The organism is Pseudomonas sp. Rh2, assembly GCF_040762985.1.
In the GTDB taxonomy this organism is placed as follows: domain Bacteria; phylum Pseudomonadota; class Gammaproteobacteria; order Pseudomonadales; family Pseudomonadaceae; genus Aquipseudomonas; species Aquipseudomonas taiwanensis.
On the sequence record NZ_CP142890.1, the window covers coordinates 7501 to 25972 of the forward strand.

20 protein-coding genes (1 of these 20 cut by a window edge) are annotated in these 18472 nt (G+C 62.3%); 10 read left to right on the forward strand and 10 right to left on the reverse strand.

The window, feature by feature from the left end:
* Both VXM67_RS00035 and VXM67_RS00040 read left to right on the forward strand, forming a co-directional pair.
* Nucleotides 1-1148 carry the 3' portion of a peptidoglycan DD-metalloendopeptidase family protein gene (locus tag VXM67_RS00035; RefSeq protein WP_023382643.1) on the forward strand. 274 nt of this gene lie to the left of the window's left edge, so only the last 1148 of its 1422 coding nucleotides appear in the window; its start codon lies beyond the left edge, outside the window; its stop codon occupies nt 1146-1148.
* 4 nt (nt 1149-1152) lie between these two features.
* Nucleotides 1153-2244, forward strand: coding sequence for an anhydro-N-acetylmuramic acid kinase (locus VXM67_RS00040; RefSeq protein WP_367237426.1), 1092 nt, complete (start codon nt 1153-1155; stop codon nt 2242-2244).
* Between the two features lie 57 nt (nt 2245-2301).
* Here the strand turns inward: VXM67_RS00040 and erpA are convergent, their stop codons facing one another.
* The gene (gene erpA / locus VXM67_RS00045) at nt 2302-2652 is read right to left on the reverse strand and encodes an iron-sulfur cluster insertion protein ErpA (RefSeq protein WP_023382645.1); all 351 of its coding nucleotides are present in this window, start codon (nt 2650-2652) and stop codon (nt 2302-2304) included.
* Nucleotides 2653-2797: 145 nt separating this feature from the next.
* Nucleotides 2798-3832 carry an N-acetyl-gamma-glutamyl-phosphate reductase gene (argC, locus tag VXM67_RS00050; RefSeq protein ID WP_367237427.1) on the reverse strand — a complete coding sequence of 345 codons (1035 nt, stop codon included), beginning with the start codon at nt 3830-3832 and terminating at the stop codon, nt 2798-2800.
* A gap of 142 nt (nt 3833-3974) precedes the next feature.
* Between argC and hemJ the strand changes: the two genes are divergently transcribed.
* From hemJ to VXM67_RS00080, 6 genes are all read left to right on the forward strand, one after another.
* Complete coding sequence (gene hemJ, locus VXM67_RS00055; protein WP_023382647.1) at nt 3975-4400, forward strand: protoporphyrinogen oxidase HemJ; 426 nt, start codon at nt 3975-3977, stop codon at nt 4398-4400.
* Between the two features lie 27 nt (nt 4401-4427).
* Nucleotides 4428-5384, forward strand: a complete 957-nt coding sequence (locus VXM67_RS00060) for a nitronate monooxygenase family protein (protein WP_023382648.1) — start codon at nt 4428-4430, stop codon at nt 5382-5384.
* A 67-nt stretch (nt 5385-5451) separates the two neighbouring features.
* A complete protein-coding gene (locus tag VXM67_RS00065) occupies nt 5452-6234 on the forward strand; it encodes an SDR family oxidoreductase (protein WP_027907295.1) in 783 nt (260 codons plus the stop codon).
* 64 nt (nt 6235-6298) lie between these two features.
* Entirely contained in the window at nt 6299-6637 is a 339-nt protein-coding gene (locus tag VXM67_RS00070) for a histidine triad nucleotide-binding protein (RefSeq protein ID WP_023382650.1), read from the forward strand.
* Nucleotides 6638-6702: 65 nt separating this feature from the next.
* Nucleotides 6703-7350, forward strand: coding sequence for a 2-polyprenyl-3-methyl-6-methoxy-1,4-benzoquinone monooxygenase (gene coq7, locus VXM67_RS00075; RefSeq protein WP_023382651.1), 648 nt, complete (start codon nt 6703-6705; stop codon nt 7348-7350).
* Nucleotides 7351-7360: 10 nt separating this feature from the next.
* Nucleotides 7361-8401: a DUF2157 domain-containing protein gene (locus tag VXM67_RS00080; protein ID WP_367237428.1), complete on the forward strand. Its 1041-nt coding sequence runs from the start codon at nt 7361-7363 to the stop codon at nt 8399-8401.
* Nucleotides 8402-8481: 80 nt separating this feature from the next.
* Here VXM67_RS00080 and VXM67_RS00085 read toward each other — a convergent pair whose 3' ends face one another.
* A complete protein-coding gene (locus tag VXM67_RS00085) occupies nt 8482-8904 on the reverse strand; it encodes an OsmC family protein (RefSeq protein WP_004376171.1) in 423 nt (140 codons plus the stop codon).
* 189 nt (nt 8905-9093) lie between these two features.
* Between VXM67_RS00085 and crp the strand changes: the two genes are divergently transcribed.
* Nucleotides 9094-9738, forward strand: coding sequence for a cAMP-activated global transcriptional regulator CRP (gene crp, locus VXM67_RS00090; RefSeq protein ID WP_367237429.1), 645 nt, complete (start codon nt 9094-9096; stop codon nt 9736-9738).
* Here crp and VXM67_RS00095 read toward each other — a convergent pair.
* The 4 genes from VXM67_RS00095 to VXM67_RS00110 all read right to left on the reverse strand — a co-directional run bounded on the left by VXM67_RS00095 (nt 9735) and on the right by VXM67_RS00110 (nt 12990).
* Nucleotides 9735-10439: a lipoate--protein ligase family protein gene (locus tag VXM67_RS00095; protein ID WP_027907297.1), complete on the reverse strand. Its 705-nt coding sequence runs from the start codon at nt 10437-10439 to the stop codon at nt 9735-9737. The genes crp and VXM67_RS00095 overlap by 4 nt on opposite strands.
* Nucleotides 10440-10507: 68 nt before the next feature.
* Nucleotides 10508-11341, reverse strand: a complete 834-nt coding sequence (gene trpC / locus VXM67_RS00100) for an indole-3-glycerol phosphate synthase TrpC (protein ID WP_023382655.1) — start codon at nt 11339-11341, stop codon at nt 10508-10510.
* A complete protein-coding gene (gene trpD, locus VXM67_RS00105) occupies nt 11338-12387 on the reverse strand; it encodes an anthranilate phosphoribosyltransferase (protein WP_023382656.1) in 1050 nt (349 codons plus the stop codon). Before trpD ends, trpC begins: the two co-directional genes overlap by 4 nt.
* 9 nt (nt 12388-12396) lie before the next feature.
* Nucleotides 12397-12990: an aminodeoxychorismate/anthranilate synthase component II gene (locus VXM67_RS00110; RefSeq protein WP_027907298.1), complete on the reverse strand. Its 594-nt coding sequence runs from the start codon at nt 12988-12990 to the stop codon at nt 12397-12399.
* 381 nt (nt 12991-13371) lie between these two features.
* On the opposite strand from VXM67_RS00110, the gene estP reads away from it, so the two are divergent.
* Complete coding sequence (gene estP, locus VXM67_RS00115) at nt 13372-15261, forward strand: esterase EstP (RefSeq protein WP_023382658.1); 1890 nt, start codon at nt 13372-13374, stop codon at nt 15259-15261.
* A 99-nt stretch (nt 15262-15360) separates the two neighbouring features.
* Here the strand turns inward: estP and trpE are convergent, their stop codons facing one another.
* From trpE to rpe, 3 genes are all read right to left on the reverse strand, one after another.
* The gene (gene trpE, locus VXM67_RS00120; protein WP_023382659.1) at nt 15361-16842 is read right to left on the reverse strand and encodes an anthranilate synthase component I; all 1482 of its coding nucleotides are present in this window, start codon (nt 16840-16842) and stop codon (nt 15361-15363) included.
* Between the two features lie 70 nt (nt 16843-16912).
* A complete protein-coding gene (locus VXM67_RS00125) occupies nt 16913-17731 on the reverse strand; it encodes a phosphoglycolate phosphatase (protein WP_367237430.1) in 819 nt (272 codons plus the stop codon).
* Nucleotides 17728-18402, reverse strand: a complete 675-nt coding sequence (rpe, locus tag VXM67_RS00130) for a ribulose-phosphate 3-epimerase (RefSeq protein ID WP_023382661.1) — start codon at nt 18400-18402, stop codon at nt 17728-17730. The genes VXM67_RS00125 and rpe overlap by 4 nt, the downstream gene beginning before the upstream one ends.
* Nucleotides 18403-18472: the final 70 nt, after the last annotated feature.

Sequence of the window (18472 nt, forward strand, 5' to 3'; positions counted from 1 at the left end):
CCCAGCAAGCCCCGGAGGGCCAGCCGGAAACCGCAGCCAAGGACCCTGCCCACCGCGAAGTCACCGTGGCCCGTGGCGATACCCTGTCCACCCTGTTCGCCAAGGTCGGCCTGCCGGCGAACGCGGTCCATGACCTGCTGGCCAGCAACAAGCAAGCCAAGCAGTTCACGCAACTCAAGCATGGCCAAGTCCTGCAGTTCGAACTGGACAAGGATGGCCAACTGGCCAGCCTGCACAGCAAGGTCAGCAACCTGGAAACCATTCGCCTGAGCAAGACCGCCAAGGGCTATACCTTCGACCGCGAGATCAGTAAACCGATCGTGCGCACCGCCTACGCCCATGGCGTGATCAAGAGCTCGCTCTCTGCTTCCGCCCAGCGCGCCGGCCTGTCCCACAGCATGACCATGGACATGGCGCGAGTACTTGGCTACGACATCGACTTCGCCCAGGACATCCGTCCAGGTGACGAATTCGACGTGGTCTACGAACAGAAGGTCATGGATGGCAAGGTCATCGGCACCGGCAACATCCTGTCCGCTCGCTTCACCAACCGCGGCAAGACCTACACCGCCGTGCGCTACACCAACAAGCAGGGCAATACCAGCTACTACACCGCCGACGGCAACAGCCTGCGCAAGGCGTTCATCCGTACCCCAGTTGACTTCGCCCGCATCAGCTCGCGCTTTTCCGCTGGGCGCAAGCACCCGATCCTGAACAAGATCCGTGCGCACAAAGGCGTCGACTACGCAGCCCCTCGCGGCACGCCGATCAAGGCTGCCGGTGACGGTCGCATCGAGCTGGCCGGGCGTCGTGGCGGTTACGGCAACACCGTGATCATCGCCCACGGCAACCGCTACAAAACCCTCTACGGCCATATGCAAGGCTTCGCCAAGGGCATCAAGACCGGCAGCCAGGTCAAACAGGGCCAGATCATCGGCTACATCGGTACCACCGGCCTGTCGACCGGACCGCACCTGCATTACGAGTTCCAGGTCAATGGCGTGCACGTCGACCCATTGAGCCAGAAAGTGCCAATGGCTGACCCGATCGCCAAAGCCGAGCGCCAGCGCTTCCTGCAGCAAAGCCAACCCCTGATCGCACGCATGGATCAGGAAAAGGCCACGCTGCTCGCAGCCAACAAGCGCTGAGCCCATGGCGCTTTATCTGGGGGTAATGTCCGGCACCAGTCTCGATGGCCTGGACATCGCCCTGATCGAACAACGCGAGCAGCCCCGCCTGCTCGCTACCCACTACCTTCCGATGCCCTCAGACCTGCGCCAGGAGCTGCTGAGCCTCTGTGCCAGCGGCCCTGACGAGATCGCACGCGCTGCCCTCGCAGAAAACCGCTGGGCCAGCCTCGCCGCACAGGGCATCCGTCATGTACTGGCCAAGCAAGGGCTCGAGGCTGCTGCAATCCGCGCCATCGGCAGCCACGGCCAGACCATTCGCCATGAACCCTCTCGTGGCTTCACGGTACAAATCGGCAACCCAGCCCTACTCGCCGAACTGACCGGTATCAGCGTGGTAGGTGACTTTCGCCGTCGTGACGTCGCTGCCGGCGGTCAAGGCGCCCCGCTGGTGCCTGCATTCCATGAAACCTTGTTCGGCCACCTCGGCCAGCGCTTGGCAGTGCTCAACGTGGGCGGTTTCAGCAACCTCAGCCTGATCGAGGTCGACAGCCCGGTGCACGGTTTCGACTGTGGCCCAGGCAACGTGTTGATGGACGCCTGGATCGAGCGCAAGCGCGGGCCTTCCTATGATGCCGATGGCGCTTGGGCTGCGAGCGGACAGGTGCAGGTTGACCTGCTCAGCGCACTGCTCAGCGATCCGTTCTTCGCCGGCAGCGGCCCGAAAAGCACTGGCCGTGAGGTGTTCAACCTGCAGTGGCTCGATGGCCACCTGACTCGCCTGCCCCAGTACCGCGATGAAGATGTGCAAGCCACGCTACTGGAACTGACCTGCCGCAGCATCATCGAGTCGCTTCGCAATGCCCAACAGAGCACAGAAGCCCTGCTGGTTTGCGGCGGCGGGGCCCACAACAGAGCACTGATGGCGCGACTGGCTACCTTGCTGCCCGACGCCAAGGTCAGCAGCACAGCCGCCCATGGTGTGGACCCGGACTGGGTCGAAGCGATGGCCTTCGCCTGGCTCGCCCATTGTTGCCTGGAGGGTATTCCTGCCAACCGCCCCAGCGTCACGGCGGCACAAGGGCTGCGCATATTGGGTGCGATCTACCCGGCTTAGTCCCCTGCAGAAAGCAAAACGCCGCGCAATTGCGCGGCGTTTTCGTATGGCCGAAGCTCAGATCGAGAACGAGGAGCCACAGCCACAGGTGGTAGTAGCGTTGGGGTTCTTGATCACGAAGCGCGAGCCTTCCAGGCCTTCCTGGTAGTCCACCTCGGCACCCGCCAGGTACTGGAAGCTCATTGGGTCGACGACCAGGGAAACGCCTTCGCGCTCGACGATGGTGTCATCCTCGGCCACATCTTCATCGAAGGTGAAACCGTACTGGAAGCCCGAGCAGCCGCCACCCGTCACGAATACACGCAACTTCAGGCGATCGTTGCCTTCCTCGGAAACCAGGGTCTTCACCTTTTGCGCAGCCCCGTGAGTGAACTCCAACGCGGTGGGGGTGAAGGTTTCGACGCTCATGTTGATTCTCCCGGCGCACTGCCGCCATAAAACTCGATGGTGCGCATTATCCGCTTCTCCGAGAAAATCGGTCAAGAATTGTGCTGCTTTAGTCGCGCCCAACAAAAAGGCCCGCACAAGGCGGGCCTCAGGAACGAGCTTGCGCTTACGGCAGCAGGCCGGCGTGGGACAGCCCCATGCGCTCGTCCAGGCCGAACAGGATGTTCAGGTTCTGGACAGCCTGGCCGGATGCGCCCTTGACCAGGTTGTCGATGACCGACAGCACCACCACCAGGTCGCCGCCCTGCGGACGGTGAACCGCAATACGGCAGACGTTGGCGCCTCGCACGCTGCGGGTTTCCGGGTGGCTGCCGGCTGGCATCACGTCGACGAACGGTTCATCGGCATAACGCTTCTCGAACAACGCTTGCAGGTCGACCGAGGTGTCGAGGACGTTCGCGTACAGGGTTGCGTGAATGCCGCGGATCATTGGCGTCAGGTGCGGCACGAAGGTCAGGCCGATGTCTTTCCCGGCCGCCAGGCGCAGGCCCTGGCTGATTTCCGGCAGGTGACGGTGCCCCTTGACCGCATAGGCCTTCATGCTCTCACCAGCCTCGCAGAACAGTGAGCCTACGGCAGCGCCACGGCCGGCACCGCTAACGCCCGATTTGCAGTCGGCGATCAATCGCGACGGATCGGCCAGCCCAGCTTCGAGCAGCGGCAGGAAGCCCAGTTGGGTAGCGGTCGGGTAGCAGCCCGGCACTGCAATCAGACGCGCCTGGCGAATCTTCTCACGGTTGACTTCAGGCAAGCCGTATACCGCATCCTTGAGCAGCTCGGGTGCACCATGCGGCTGGCCATACCACTTGCCCCATTCCACGGCATCCTGCAGGCGGAAGTCGGCGGACAGGTCGATCACCTTGGTGCCGGCAGCCAGCAACTCGCCGGCCAGGGCGTGTGCAACGCCATGGGGGGTGGCGAAGAACACGACGTCGCAGGCACCCAGCGTCTTGCTGTCCGGCACACTGAAGGACAGGCCATCGTAGTGGCCACGCAGGTTCGGATACATGTCGGCAACCGCCACGCCCGCCTCGGAGCGCGAAGTGATGACCGCCACCTCGGCCTGTGGATGCTGTGCCAGCAGACGCAACAGTTCGACGCCGGTGTAACCCGTGCCGCCGACGATACCGACCTTGATCATAACGCTTGCCCCTTATCAACGAGCCGACTGGAAAGCGCACGATGATAGGGGGGCACGCCGCCTGTAACAACTCTTGGGGTGCCCCTTTGGGCGCTTGAGCTCTACTATCTGACGACCGTGAAAACCTGAAGGAACTCCCTCCATGCTTTATCTATGGATCAAGGCACTGCACATCATCAGCGTGGTCTGCTGGTTTGCCGGCCTGTTCTACCTGCCAAGATTGTTCGTCTACCACGCCCAGAGCCAGGACAGCATCAGCCAGGAACGCTTCATCACCATGGAGCGCAAGCTGTATCGGGGCATCATGAACCCGGCGATGATCGCCACGTACGTGTTCGGCGCCTGGATGCTCTACCTCACTCCGGGCTGGCTCAGCCAAGGCTGGCTGCACGCCAAGCTCACCCTGGTGATCCTGCTGACCGGCTACCATCATATCTGCGGCGCCCAGCGCAAACGCTTCGCCAGCGGCAGCAATACCCGCAGCCATGTTTACTATCGCTGGTTCAACGAGGTCCCTGTGTTGTTCCTGTTGGGCATCGTGATTCTCGTGGTGGTCAAACCGTTCTGACGACAAACCTGCCCGCAGGAGCCCTCCATGCCTTTGCCTGCCTCGCTTGAGCAACGCCTGCGCCTCCCGGTGGTCGCAGCGCCGATGTTCCTGATCTCCAACCCGCGCCTGGTCCTGGCTTGCTGTGCCAATGGCGTGGTGGGTAGCTTCCCAGCCCTGAACCAGCGCGACAGTGCCGGATTCAAGCGCTGGCTCGAAGAGATCGAGCAGGCTTTGCAAGCAATGGCCGCGCCAGCGCCCTACGCCGTCAACCTTATCGTCCACCCTACCAACCCTCGCTTGCAGGCTGACCTGGCTTTGTGCGTCGAGCACCGAGTGCCGATCGTCATCACGAGTCTTGGTGCGGTGAAGGAGGTGGTGGATGCCGTGCACGGCTATGGCGGCGTGGTGTTCCATGACGTCACCACACGGCGCCATGCCGAAAAGGCCGCCGAGGCTGGCGTCGATGGCCTGATCGCGGTAGCCGCCGGGGCTGGCGGTCACGCCGGCACCTGGAGCCCCTTCGCGCTGGTCGCGGAGATCCGCCAATTCTTCGACAAGACCGTGCTGCTGGCAGGCTGCATCAATCATGGCCATCAGATCCTCGCCGCCCAGCTATTGGGGGCAGACCTTGCCTACATGGGCACCCGCTTCATCGCCACGGCCGAAAGCCAGGCGCAGCCACAGTACAAACAGATGCTGCTCGATGCCCGTGCCGCGGATATCGTGCACACCCCAGCGGTGTCCGGCATTCCTGCCAGCTTCCTGCGCCAAAGCCTGCAGCAGGCGGGGTACGACATGGCCACCCTCGAGCGCGGCCACGAACAAGGCAAGCTCAAGCCGATCGACGACGAAGCCAAGGCATGGAAGACGGTATGGTCTGCTGGCCAGGGCGTGGGTGATATTCAGGACGTGCCTGGTGCAGCGGCACTGATCGAGCGCCTGCACGGCGAGTACCGGGCGGCTCTGGACCACAGCCTGGCGCTGCGTGACAAGGCCCTGTAGCAAAAGGCAACACCTTGCCTGACCAAGCTGTACACTAGGCGCCCTCTTCAGCCCCCAGGAGCCTTGCATGACCCGTTACGCCATGATTACTGGTGCTTCCAGCGGCCTGGGCCTGGCCCTGGCGGAAGCCCTGGCGCGGCGCGGTCGCAATTTGATCCTGGTAGCGCGCCAGCGCGAGACCCTTGAGCCGGTCGCCATCGAGCTCACCCAGCGCTTCGGCGTCGAGGTGCTGTTCCGCGCCTGCGACCTCAGCCAACCCTTGCGACTGTCAGGTTTCGTATTAGAGCTTGAGGAAGGCGAGCGGCGCATCGACCTGCTGGTGAACTGCGCCGGGCTGCGCAGCTATGGGCCATTTCTCGCCCATGAATGGGCCGACGAGCAAGATCTGCTGGAGGTCAACATCCTGGCCATGAGTCGCTTGTGCCACGCGATTGGCAACCTGATGGCGGTGCAAGGTGGCGGGCAGATTCTCAACGTCGCGGGACTGGCCAGCGCGGCCCCCGGCCCTTGGATGGCGACTTATGCCGCCAGCAAGGCCTATGTACTGAGTTTTTCCGAGGCACTGCGCGAAGAGCTCAGGCGCACGGGCATCAAGGTCTCGGTACTCAATCCTGGTCCCGTGCGTTCGTCCAGGCGCCCCATCCCGAGGCTCGAAGGCAAATCCCGTTGCCTGACGCCCGAAGAAGTTGCGCTTTACACCGTAAGAGCCCTCGACAAGAACCGCGCGCTGATCACCCCTGGCCGACGCAACCGCTGGCTGGCCTTCGTCCCACGCCTGCTGCCGCGCTGGCTGGTACGCAAGCTCGCAGGAGTGCTGCATCGGCGCTACTGCCCGATCGGCATGGAATAGCCACTGGGCGAGCGGCGCCCGGCTGAGTAAACTCGGCCCGGAACCTCACCATGGAGCAAGAGCTGTGGACGACTTATTCACCAGAATCATCAACCGGGAGATCCCGGCGAAGATCATCTATGAGGACGACCAGGTTCTGGCGTTCCACGATATCGCCCCCCAGGCGCCAGTGCATTTTCTGGTTATCCCGAAGAAACACATCCGCACCCTGAACGACCTGACCGAAGAGGACAAGGGCCTGGCCGGCCACATCCTGTTCACCGCCCAGCGCCTGGCCAAGGAACTTGGCTGTGAAGACGGCTTCCGCGTGGTCATGAACTGCAACGAACTGGGTGGACAGACCGTCTATCACATCCACATGCATGTGCTTGGCCAACGCCAGATGCACTGGCCTCCGGGCTGATCCAGGGCAAGCGACCCTGATCCGATTGCGGTAAACTGTCGGGCACACTCTAGCGGAGGTGCCCGATGGCTACCGAACGTCACTACTCGCCGCTCGACCGCTTGTTGCTGCAGGCCGATACCGCCATGCGCACCTTGCTGCCTTTCAGCGGCCAACCTTCCCGACCCTCCCCGGCCATCGTCCAGCCAGATGTCGAACTGGATGAAAGCCAGGCTCGTCACATCGCCGGCCTGATGCGGGTCAACCATACCGGTGAGGTGTGCGCCCAGGCGCTGTACCAGGGCCAGGCCCTGACGGCCAAGCTGCCGCAGGTACGCAAGGCCATGGAGCATGCCGCCGAGGAAGAAGTCGACCACCTGGCCTGGTGCGAACAGCGCATCCGCCAACTGGGCAGCCACCCGAGCGTGCTCAACCCATTGTTCTATGGCATGTCGTTCGGCATTGGCGCACTCGCCGGCCTGGTCAGCGACAAGGTCAGCCTGGGCTTCGTGGCTGCCACCGAGCATCAGGTGTGCAAGCATCTGGACGAGCATCTGGAACAGATCCCGCAAGAGGACGAGAAATCGCGCGCCATTCTCGAACAGATGCGCGTCGACGAAGAGCAACATGCCGAATCGGCCCTCGAAGCCGGTGGTTACCGTTTCCCCGCACCTGTGCGCTTTGGCATGAGCCTGCTGGCCAAAGTCATGACCAAGAGCACCTATCGCATCTAGGGCCAATACCATGACGGACCGCATCGACGCCAAGGACCTGGCGCGCGCCGTGCAAGCCGGCATCCTCCAGCCGGGCCAGGACCAGGCCCTGCTGGCATTCCTGCAACAGCCTCCGGTCCCACGCGGCACGCTGCAACTGGCCCACGTGGCGTTCTATTTCGGCGCCCTGCTGATCATGGGTGCCATGGGCTGGTTGCTGACCGAAGCCTGGATGCGTATTGGCGACGGCGCCCTGCTGGCCATCGCCATGCTGTACATCGTGCTAATGACCCTCTTCGCGCTCGGCCTGCAACGACGCCATCAACCCATCGCTGCCGGGGTGCTGGCCGCGGTCGCGGTAAGCATCGTGCCGCTGGCCGTCTTCGCCATCGAGCGTATGGCGGGGTGGTGGCCCATGGGCGACACGCAAACGGATTACCACCAGTACTACCGCTATGTGCAAGGCGGTTGGCTGTTGATGGAGGCCGCCACGGTGCTGGCAGGGCTGCTCATGCTGCGCCTGATCCCCTACCCGTTCATCGTCATGCCGATCGCCTTGGCCTTGTGGTTCATGTCGATGGACCTGAGCGAATGGTTCTACGGCTCGCCGTTGAGCTGGGAGCAACGCCGCACGGTATCACTGTGGTTTGGCCTTGGGCTGCTGCTGGCGGTGTTGATTCTGGACGGACGCACCCGCCAGGATTATGCCCACTGGGGTTATCTGGCCGGGCTGGCGGCATTCTGGGGCGGGCTGACATTGCTGGACAGCGGGAGCGAACTGGGCAGGGCGATGTACTGTGTGATCAACCTTGGGCTGATGGGCATGGCGGTGCTGCTGCGCCGACCGGTCTTCATGGTGCTCGGCGCGCTTGGCGTGGCGGCATACCTGGGTTACTTGTCGTACGACGTGTTCGCCGAATCCCTGTTATTCCCGGTAGTACTGACCTTGATCGGGCTGGGAGTGATCGGCCTGGGTCTGGCGTATCAGAAACGGCGAGAACAACTGAGCCAGGCCGTCCGGGGGCGCTTGCCGCAATGGTTGCTGACTGCCCTGCCAGCACTGCGAAATTGACGACTGCCGGCAAGCCCGCCCTTACAGGCTTGCACCCTCCTTGCCGGCGATGGGCTGCAAAGCAGCCCAAAGGGTGAAAATCAACCCAGCTCTACGATCTCGTAACCGTGGGTGATCTCAACGCCTGCACGCTCCAGCATGATCGATGCCGAGCAGTATTTCTCCGCCGACAGTTCGACAGCCCGTTTTACCTGGGCCTCTTTCAGACCACGCCCCTTCACCACGAAGTTCATGTGGATCTTGGTGAACACTTTCGGGTCTTCACTGGCGCGCTCTGCCTCCAGGAACGCTTCGCAGCTTTCCACTGCCTGGCGCGACTTTTTCAGAATGCTCACTACGTCGAAGCTGCTGCAGCCACCGAGGCCCAGCAGGAGCATTTCCATCGGGCGCACGCCCAGATTGCGACCACCCGCTTCGGGCGGACCGTCCATCACCACGACATGGCCGCTCCCGGACTCGCCGAGGAACATCGCTTCACCGGCCCACTGGATGCGTGCCTTCATCTATCCGGACTCCTAAATATCGGAAAAGGGTGTCAGCTTAGACCTTGTGTGGCTGTCGGAAAAGATCAAGACGTGTCGCAATTGTGCCGAAACATCCCACAGTGTCTGATAAGCTGGCGCCAAATGACTGGCGTCAACCGTCAGGCATCCTAGAAAAAGCTCATACCTCACATCGAACAGGATTTCGTGATGGTTGCCTCAGCCCTACCCGCCAAGATCAAGAACATCGATAAACTGCTGGTCCACTGCCAACGCCGCCGTTATGTCGCCAAGAGCAACATCATTTGCGCGGGTGATCGGGCCGAGACGCTGTCGTTCATCATCAAAGGGTCGGTCACCATCCTGATCGAAGACGACGAAGGTCACGAGATGATCATCGCGTACCTCAACAGTGGCGACTTCTTTGGCGAGTTGGGCCTGTTCGAGCCCGTGGGTAGCGATCAGCAGCGCAGCGCCTGGGTTCGCGCCAAGACCGAATGCGAGGTGGCGGAGATCAGCTACGACAAGTTCCGCGAACTGTCGCGCCACGACCCGGACATCCTCTATGCCCTGAGCAGCCAGATGGCCCAACGCCTGCGCAACACCACGCGCAAGGTTGGCGACCTGGCCTTCTTCGATGTGACAGGCCGAGTGGCGCGCTGCCTGCTCGACCTGTGCAAGCAACCCGACGCCATGACCCATCCGGATGGCATGCAGATCAAGATCACCCGTCAGGAGATCGGTCGCATCGTCGGCTGTTCGCGGGAGATGGTCGGCCGCGTCCTGAAGGACCTCGAGGAACGCAGCCTGGTGCAGGTCAAGGGCAAGACCATGGTGGTCTACGGAACACGCTAGTCCCTGGGCAGTTTCGCCAGCTCATCAGCATAGGCTTGCGACAAGCGCTCGAACCAGGGCGCTTCGGGCACCACTTCATGCAAAGCGATATGGCTGTCGGCGCGGCAGCGCTGCTCCAGGTCGCAACATTCGTTGAAACGGTTGACGGCCGCGACCATCGACTCCCGCTCGTTGTCCAGCAGCAGGGCGCCATGGACCAGCACCACGGCCCGCTTGCCACCCAGTCCCTGGCGCCAGCGCTGAGCGGTGCCGACCAGTTTGCGGCCGTTGAGGTTGACGTTGAAACGCCCGTCGCAGAAAGCACCGTCGATTTCGCCCACCGAAGCCACGCCACCCCATTCGCGCAGCACATCGCACAAAGGCAGGCACAGGCGCTCGTAGGCATGCTCGATTCGCCCATGGTCGCCTTCGCTGCGCGGTGCGACGTAGACCAGCGCGACATTCACCGTCGCGTGGGACTGTGGCACCGGCTCACCACCGGTTTCCCGCAGCAGCACAGGCCATCCGGCAATCGCCAACTCGGCGCATGCAGCCTCGAAGTTTTCCAGCCGGCTCATGCGCCGTGGCATCACCAGGGCATGATCGGTGGGGCGCCAGAACAGCACGCCAGCGTCACGCTCGCCGCGGCAGACGGCCGCCAGCAGTTCCTGCTCGGCGTGCAGGCCTTGTTCGACAGTCAGTGCCAGGGGTTGATCGGTCATCCTTTCACCTTTGTTAGCAGCCATGGCAGGCCTACAAAAAAGCCGGCAATACGCCGGCTTCGTTTCGATCAGTCCAGTTGCTGAACAGTCTTCTTGACCTGATCAGGGAAGAACAACCGCTGCAGCTCCAACCCTGGTTGCTCGGCACGCATGAACGCCTCCCCCACCAAGAAGGTGTAGACCTCGTTGATTTCCATCAGCTCGACGTCAGCACGGTTGAGAATGCCGCTTTCGGTAATGGCCAGGCGATCACGTGGGATGCGCGGCAACAAGTCGAGGGTGGTCTCCAGGCTCACCTCGAAGGTGTGCAGGTTACGGTTGTTGACCCCCACCAACGGCGTATCGAGCGTCTTCAGTGCACGCTCCAGCTCGTCGCCGTCATGCACTTCGACCAGGACATCCAGGCCGACCTCCTTGGCCGTGGCGGCCAGCTCAGCCATCTTCACGTCGTCCAGCGCCGACACGATCAGCAGCACGCAGTCGGCGCCCAAGGCACGAGCCTCGACGATCTGGTACGGGTCGACCATGAAGTCCTTGCGGATCACCGGCAGCGAAACGGCGGCGCGAGCTTGCTGCAGGTATTCGTCGGCGCCTTGGAAGTAGTCCACATCGGTCAGCACCGACAGGCAGGTCGCCCCACCCTTTTCGTAGCTGACGGCAATGTCCGCCGGCACGAAGTCCTCGCGGATCACACCCTTGCTCGGCGAGGCCTTCTTGATTTCGGCAATGACCGCCGCCTGCTTGCGCTTGGCCTGCTCGATCAGGGCATTGGCAAAACCTCGGGGCGCATCGGCCGACTTGGCCAGACGCTCCAGTTCGGCAAAGCTTACGCGCGCGCTGCGCTCGGCCACTTCCTGGAATTTGCGGGCGATGATCCTTTCCAGCACCGTCGGCACACTCATGCTTCGTTCTCCACCTTGAATACCGCCGTAAAGGCACCCAGCTCCTGCAGCTTCTCCCAGGCAAGCCCGGTGTGCAGCACGTCATGGGCCAGTTCCACACCCGACTTGAGGCTCATTGCATGGTCTGCGGCATACAACGCCGCGCCCGCATTGAGCACGATCATTTCGGCGGCTTTCTGCCCGTTCTCAGTCTTGCGACGACCCAAGGCATCGCGTATCAGCGCCAACGAGGCCTCCGGGCCTTCGACAGCCAGGCCATGCAGGCTCTGGCTCTTCATGCCGAGGTCCTCCGGTTCGACCCAGTACTCGGTGATCTGGTCATTCTTCAGTTCGGCCACGAAGGTCGGCGCGGCCAGGCTGAATTCGTCCAGACCGTCCTTCGAATGCACCACCAGCACATGCTTACTGCCCAGGCGTTGTAGCACTTCGGCCAACGGACGGCACAGGGCCTGGGTAAACACGCCGACCACCTGGTGTTTCACACCGGCCGGATTCGTAAGCGGGCCGAGCATATTGAACAGGGTACGCAGCCCCAGGTCACGGCGTGGGCCAGCCGCGAACTTCATTGCCTTGTGGTGGCTCTGAGCGAACATGAAGCCGATCCCCAGGCTGTCGATGCAACGGGCGACCTGGGTTGGATTCAGATCCAGGTAGACTCCGGCGGCCTCCAGCAGGTCCGCGCTGCCGCTCTTGCCGGAGACAGCACGGTTGCCGTGCTTGGCCACAGGGCACCCCGCCGCCGCGAGGACGAAGGAGGATGCGGTGGAAACGTTGAAGATGTTGGCGCCATCACCGCCGGTACCGACGATATCGACCACGCCATCGAGGCTTTGCAGCTCGACCTTGTCAGCCAGTTCGCGCATCACCGAGACCGCACCGACAATCTCGTCGATGCTCTCGCTCTTCATGCGCATGCCCATCAGGAAGGCGCCGATCTGCGCTTCGCTGCATTGGCCGGTCATGATCTGGCGCATGACATCGCGCATTTCTTCGGTGCTGAGGTCAAGGTGGCCGACGATACGGCTCAACGCGCTCTTGATATCCATGTTCGGTCCTTAGCGGCGGCCGCCGGTCTGCTTGAGGAAGTTGGCGAACAGCTCGTGGCCCTGCTCGGTCAGGATCGATTCAGGGTGGAACTGCACCCCTTCGATGTTAAGCGTCTTGTGGCGCAAGCCCATGATCTCGTCGACCGCGCCATCTGCGTGGGCGGTCCAGGCGGTCACTTCCAGGCAGTCAGGCAAGGTTTCGCGCTTCACCACCAGGGAATGGTAGCGGGTCACGGTGAGCGGATTGTTCAGGCCGGCGAACACACCCAGGTCGCGGTGCAACACCGGGCTGGTCTTGCCATGCATCACCTGACGCGCCCGCACCACATCGCCGCCGAAGGCCTGGCCGATGGACTGGTGCCCCAGGCAGACGCCAAGGATTGGCAGCTTGCCGGCGAAATGCAGGATGGCCTCGATGGACACACCCGCTTCGCTCGGTGTGCATGGACCAGGCGAGACGACGATGCGTTCCGGATTGAGGGCTTCGATCTCGGCGATGGTCATTTCGTCGTTGCGAATGACCTTTACCTCGGCACCCAGCTCGCCAAGGTACTGAACAACGTTGTAAGTGAATGAGTCGTAATTGTCGATCATCAGTAACATCGGGATGAACCTCTTGAATCTACTGACTTTTGAATTCGAATCTTCCTACACGCCAGAACAAGCGCAAATGCAGCCGCATCGTGCGGTGGCGGGTGTTACAAAGAGGAAGACAAACGGGGGCGGGCCGGACTTGCCGGCAGGAGATAAAGTCAGGCGCGCCAACGCCAACGGGCGTGGGCCTTGATTACTCGCATCAAGAGTTTGCTGACGATCAACACAGGATAGGTCTCGCTCATACGTCCCGGCACAGTAGCTTACCGGGGCGCCTGGCGCAATATGCCCGTAAACACGGGGTAACGAATGGACTTGTGAGAAAAGACCTTTGCTTTGTTAAGGTCAATCGGGCTGTTCCGATAAAAACAATGAGAAGGATATCTACCCATGCAACGTTCGCATTTCCTGCGCTTCACCCTCTGTACGCTCGCGCTGGCCTGCAGCCAAGCCCTGGCAGCTCCTTCGCCATATTCCACCATGATCGTGTTCGGCGACAGCTTGAGCGATGCCGGCCAGTTTCCCGATCTACTGGGAGGCACTGATGGCATGCGCTTCACCAACCGTGACAGCGACGGCAACTTCGCCCCCGTCTCGCCGATGATCCTCGGAGGACAACTGGGGGTAGCGCCAGCAGACCTCAACCCTTCCACCTCCTTCGGAATTCGCCCGGATGGTAACAACTGGGCGGTTGGCGGCTACACGACCCAGCAAATACTGGATTCGATCACCGGCACCTCTCAATTGATCATTCCCCCTGGCAACCTGGGAGCGGGCACCGTGATTCGTCAGCGACCTGGCTACCTGGCCAATGGCCTGCGCGCAGACCCCAACGCGCTCTACTACCTGACCGGTGGCGGCAATGACTTCCTCCAAGGCCTGGTGAACACCCCCGCGGACGCGGCGGCAGCCGGCGCACGCCTGGCCGCCAGCGCCCAGGCGCTACAGCAAGGAGGGGCACGCTACATCATGGTCTGGCTACTGCCAGACCTCGGCCAGACCCCGAACTTCAGCGGATCGCCCTTGCAAGGCGCCCTGTCACAGCTGTCGAGCGTGTTCAACCAATCGCTGGTCGGCCAGCTCGGGCAGATCGACGCCGAGATCATCCCACTGAATGTTCCCGTGCTACTGCAAGAAGCCGTCACCGACCCGAGCCAATTCGGCCTGGCCACAGGACAGAACCTGATCGGCACCTGCTACAGCGGCAACAATTGCGTTGCAAACCCCGTGTATGGCGCCAACGGCACAGCGCCCGACCCAACCAAGCTTCTTTTCAACGACTCAGTCCATCCGACCATTGCGGGCCAGCTACTGATCGCCGACTACGCCTACTCGATTCTCTCCGCCCCATGGGAACTGACACTGCTGCCAGAAATGGCTCACTCCAGCCTCCGGGCACACCAGGACGAGCTGCGCAACCAGTGGCAGACGCCTTGGCAAGGCGTAGGGCAATGGCAACCGTTCGTTGCAACCGGTGCCCAGGACCTGGACTTCGACGAGCAAGGCAGCGCTGCCAGCGGTAACGGCCATGGCTATAACCTGACGCTGGGCGGCAGCTACCGGTTGAATGACGCTTGGCGACTGGGGCTGGCGGGCGGTGTGTATCGGCAAAAGCTGGAAGCAGGTGCACAGGACTCGAATTACAAGCTCGACAGCTACCTGGCCACTGCCTTCGCCCAGTTCAGACAGGACCGCTGGTGGGCCGATACCGCCTTGAGCGCGGGCCACCTGGACTACCGCGACCTCAAGCGTACCTTTGCCCTGGGGGTGAACGACCGTAGCGAGAAAGCCGACACCGATGGCGAGGCCTGGGCAGTCACCGGCCGCCTGGGCTACAACCTGGCAGCAGCCAGCAGCACCTGGCAACTGTCACCCTTCCTCAGCGCCGATTATGCGCGGGTGAAGGTGGACGGCTACGACGAGAAGAGCGGACGTTCGACGGCGCTTGGCTTCGATGACCAGGAACGTACTTCACGACGCTTGGGGCTGGGGTTGTTGGGCAGTGTGCAGGTATCGCCGAGCACCCGGCTGTTCGCCGAGGTGGCGCGCGAGCATGAGTTCGAGGATGACCAGCAAGAGGTGACGATGCACCTGACCAGCTTGCCGGCGAACGAGTTCACACTGACCGGGTATACGCCGAACAGTAACCTCACCCGGGCCAGTGTGGGACTGACCCATGAGTTGACGGCCGGGGTGCATCTGCGAGGGAACTACACCTGGCGCAAGAGCGATGAGTTAACGCAACAAGGGATGAGCCTGGGGATCAGCGTCGACTTCTAGGACGGTGGGGGCCGCTTAGCGGCCCTTTTGCGACATCAGGCCGCTTCAACTGCTTGGAGACTGCGAAAGGGCTGCAAAGCAGCCCCAGATGCCGACGAACTACTTGGCAGAGGTCTGCTCAGCCAGCGCCACTGCCCGGAACATCGCCCGGCGCTTGTTGATGGTTTCTTCCCACTCCAGTGCCGGTACCGAGTCGGCAACGATGCCCCCGCCAGCCTGCACATGCAACTCGCCGTCCTTTATCACCGCCGTGCGAATGGCGATGGCTGTGTCCATATTGCCGTTCCAGGCAAAGTAGCCCACCGCCCCTCCGTACACACCCCGCTTGACCGGCTCGAGTTCGTCGATGATCTCCATCGCACGAATTTTCGGCGCCCCCGACAAGGTGCCCGCCGGCAGGATCGCCCGCAGCGCATCCATGGCGGTCAGGCCTTGGCGCAGTTGGCCAGTGACATTGGACACGATGTGCATCACGTTCGAGTAGCGTTCGATCACCATCTTCTCGGTCAGGCGAACGCTACCGGTCGAGGACACGCGCCCCACATCGTTGCGACCCAGGTCGATCAGCATCAGGTGCTCGGCGATCTCTTTCTCGTCCGACAGCAGGTCGTCTTCCAGCGCCCGGTCGGCTTCTTCGGTAGCGCCGCGCGGGCGAGTGCCGGCAATCGGGCGCACGGTGACCAGGTTGTCTTCTACCCGCACCAGCACTTCGGGCGAGCTGCCAACGACATGGAAGTCACCAAAGTTGAAGAAGTACATGTAGGGCGTCGGGTTGAAGCAACGCAGCGCACGGTAAAGGTCGATCGGCGCGGCCTTGAAGTCGATGGACATCCGCTGCGACGGCACCACCTGCATGCAGTCGCCCGCCAGGATGTATTCCTTGATCCGCCCAACCGCGTTCTCGTAGTCATCACGGGTATAGCTGGAGCGGAATTCCGGCTCGGCCGCCAGCGGGCCGCTCAAGTCCAGGCCACGGCGTGGCGTGATCGGTTGACGCAGGGTTTCCAGCAAACCCTGCAGGCGCGCCTGGCCCTGCTCGAAAGCCTGCTCCTCGGTCGGGTCGACCAGCACGATCGCATGCATCTTGCCCGCCAGGTTGTCGAACACCACCACGGCGTCGGACACCATCAGCAGAATGTCCGGCACGCCCAGCGGATCTGGGTTTGGGCAAGCGCCCAGACGCTTCTCGACATAGCGCACGCAGTCATAGCCGAAGTAACCGACCAGGCCGCCATTGAAGCGCGGCAGGCCAGGGATGTCGGCGACCTTGTAGCGGTCCTTGAAGGTTTCGACGAACGCCAGCGGGTCTTCCACATCGTGGTTTTCCACTTCGACGCCGTCTTGCAGGATGCTCACATGGTAGCCATGTACACGCATCACGGTGCGCGACGGCAGACCGATCATCGAGTAACGGCCCCACTTCTCGCCGCCCTGCACCGATTCGAGCAGGTAGGAATTGGGTTGGTCAGCCAGTTTCAGGTAGATCGACAGCGGCGTATCGAAGTCGGCCAGGGTTTCACAGGCCAAGGGGATGCGGTTGTAGCCGGCAGCGGCCAAGCGCAGGAATTCTTCGCGGGTCATGGGTAGCCTCGTGGCAAGCAGCAATGGGTTCGGGCAAGCGGACGGACCGGCAGGCGCCGGTGGGCAGAAGTCAGGCGCGCCAGCGCCAACGGGCCAGGGCCTTGATGACTTTCATCCAGAATTTGCCAGTAACCGCCACGGTGGACTCTCTGTCTTGTGAGGCTTGAAGGTCCGCCAACGTTATCCCAGTGGCCAGGTCTACGCAACCAGGCAGCAGGGCGCGCAGGTCGTCGACCACCAGATTGGGTGATTCGTCGTGAATCGGCCGACCGTGGTTGTAGCCATAGGTCAGGCCGACACACTTCACCCCTGCCGCCTTGGCCGCCAACACATCGCTGCGCGAGTCGCCGACGAACAATGACTGCTCGGGGGCAACGCCGGCCATTTTCATGACGAACAACAGCGCGGCTGGGTCTGGCTTCTTCTGGGGCAAGGTGTCGCCGCCGATGATCCAGCGGAAATATCGACCGATTTTCATCTGGTCCAGCAGAGGGCCGACGAAACGCTCGGGCTTGTTGGTGATCAACGCCATCTCCACGCCCTGCTTGCGCAGCCAGCGCAGGGTGTCCTTCACACCGGGGTAGATTTCCGTCAGCTCATGGCTTTGGGCATAGGCGTCCATGAACAGCGCCAGCCCTTGCTCGGCCAGTGCCTCATCCACACCCTCATGCTCGATATCGCCGGCCAGCGCACGGCGCACCAGGACCTGGGCACCATTGCCCACCCATTGGCGCACCGCATCGAGGCCAGCCGGCGGTCGCCCGAGTTCGAGCAGCATACGATCCACAGCGGCGGCCAGGTCGGGGACGGAGTCGATCAAGGTACCGTCCAGATCGAACATCACCAGCCTGGGCAGCGCCCCTGGGAACAGCTGCTCGAAGCCGCTCATGGGCGTGCCTGGGCCAGTTCGGCGCGCATCGTGGCGATGACTTGCTCATAGTCCGGGGCGTTGAAGATCGCCGAGCCGGCAACGAAGGTATCGGCACCAGCAGCGGCGATTTCACGGATGTTGTTGACGTTGACGCCACCGTCGATTTCCAGACGGATATCACGCCCACTGGCGTCGATCAGGGCACGAGCCTCGCGCAGTTTGTCGAGGGTGCCTGGGATGAACTTCTGCCCGCCGAAGCCTGGGTTGACGCTCATCAGCAGGACCATGTCGATCTTGTCCATCACGTACTTCAAGGCGTCCAGGCTGGTGGCCGGGTTGAACACCAGTCCAGCCTTGCAGCCGCCGTCCTTGATCAGTTGCAGCGAACGGTCGATGTGCTGGGAAGCTTCCGGGTGGAAGGTGATGTAGGTAGCGCCGGCCTCGATGAAATCGCCGATGATGCGGTCGACCGGGCTGACCATCAGGTGCACGTCGATCGGCGCGGTCACACCGTACTTGCGCAGCGCGCTGCAGACCATCGGGCCGATGGTCAGGTTGGGGACGTAGTGGTTGTCCATGACATCGAAGTGAACGATGTCGGCCCCAGCGGCCAATACCTTGTCGACGTCCTCGCCCAGACGGGCGAAATCGGCGGAAAGAATGGAGGGGGCAATAGCGTAGGGCTGCATGGCGCACCTGTTGGCAGAATCACGGTGGTGCGCATTGTAACTCAGGGAAACGGATCGGGGCTGATTAGCA

What these genes read in the sequence shown, in the direction of transcription:
- VXM67_RS00040 (WP_367237426.1), top strand. Translation starts at nt 1,153, where the DNA reads ATGGCGCTTTATCTGGGGGTAATGTCCGGCACCAGTCTCGATGGCCTG.
- erpA (WP_023382645.1), bottom strand. Translation starts at nt 2,652, where the DNA reads ATGAGCGTCGAAACCTTCACCCCCACCGCGTTGGAGTTCACTCACGGG.
- argC (WP_367237427.1), bottom strand. Translation starts at nt 3,832, where the DNA reads ATGATCAAGGTCGGTATCGTCGGCGGCACGGGTTACACCGGCGTCGAA.
- hemJ (WP_023382647.1), top strand. Translation starts at nt 3,975, where the DNA reads ATGCTTTATCTATGGATCAAGGCACTGCACATCATCAGCGTGGTCTGC.
- VXM67_RS00060 (WP_023382648.1), top strand. Translation starts at nt 4,428, where the DNA reads ATGCCTTTGCCTGCCTCGCTTGAGCAACGCCTGCGCCTCCCGGTGGTC.
- VXM67_RS00065 (WP_027907295.1), top strand. Translation starts at nt 5,452, where the DNA reads ATGACCCGTTACGCCATGATTACTGGTGCTTCCAGCGGCCTGGGCCTG.
- coq7 (WP_023382651.1), top strand. Translation starts at nt 6,703, where the DNA reads ATGGCTACCGAACGTCACTACTCGCCGCTCGACCGCTTGTTGCTGCAG.
- VXM67_RS00080 (WP_367237428.1), top strand. Translation starts at nt 7,361, where the DNA reads ATGACGGACCGCATCGACGCCAAGGACCTGGCGCGCGCCGTGCAAGCC.
- VXM67_RS00085 (WP_004376171.1), bottom strand. Translation starts at nt 8,904, where the DNA reads ATGAAGGCACGCATCCAGTGGGCCGGTGAAGCGATGTTCCTCGGCGAG.
- crp (WP_367237429.1), top strand. Translation starts at nt 9,094, where the DNA reads ATGGTTGCCTCAGCCCTACCCGCCAAGATCAAGAACATCGATAAACTG.
- VXM67_RS00095 (WP_027907297.1), bottom strand. Translation starts at nt 10,439, where the DNA reads ATGACCGATCAACCCCTGGCACTGACTGTCGAACAAGGCCTGCACGCC.
- trpC (WP_023382655.1), bottom strand. Translation starts at nt 11,341, where the DNA reads ATGAGTGTGCCGACGGTGCTGGAAAGGATCATCGCCCGCAAATTCCAG.
- trpD (WP_023382656.1), bottom strand. Translation starts at nt 12,387, where the DNA reads ATGGATATCAAGAGCGCGTTGAGCCGTATCGTCGGCCACCTTGACCTC.
- VXM67_RS00110 (WP_027907298.1), bottom strand. Translation starts at nt 12,990, where the DNA reads ATGTTACTGATGATCGACAATTACGACTCATTCACTTACAACGTTGTT.
- estP (WP_023382658.1), top strand. Translation starts at nt 13,372, where the DNA reads ATGCAACGTTCGCATTTCCTGCGCTTCACCCTCTGTACGCTCGCGCTG.
- trpE (WP_023382659.1), bottom strand. Translation starts at nt 16,842, where the DNA reads ATGACCCGCGAAGAATTCCTGCGCTTGGCCGCTGCCGGCTACAACCGC.
- VXM67_RS00125 (WP_367237430.1), bottom strand. Translation starts at nt 17,731, where the DNA reads ATGAGCGGCTTCGAGCAGCTGTTCCCAGGGGCGCTGCCCAGGCTGGTG.
- rpe (WP_023382661.1), bottom strand. Translation starts at nt 18,402, where the DNA reads ATGCAGCCCTACGCTATTGCCCCCTCCATTCTTTCCGCCGATTTCGCC.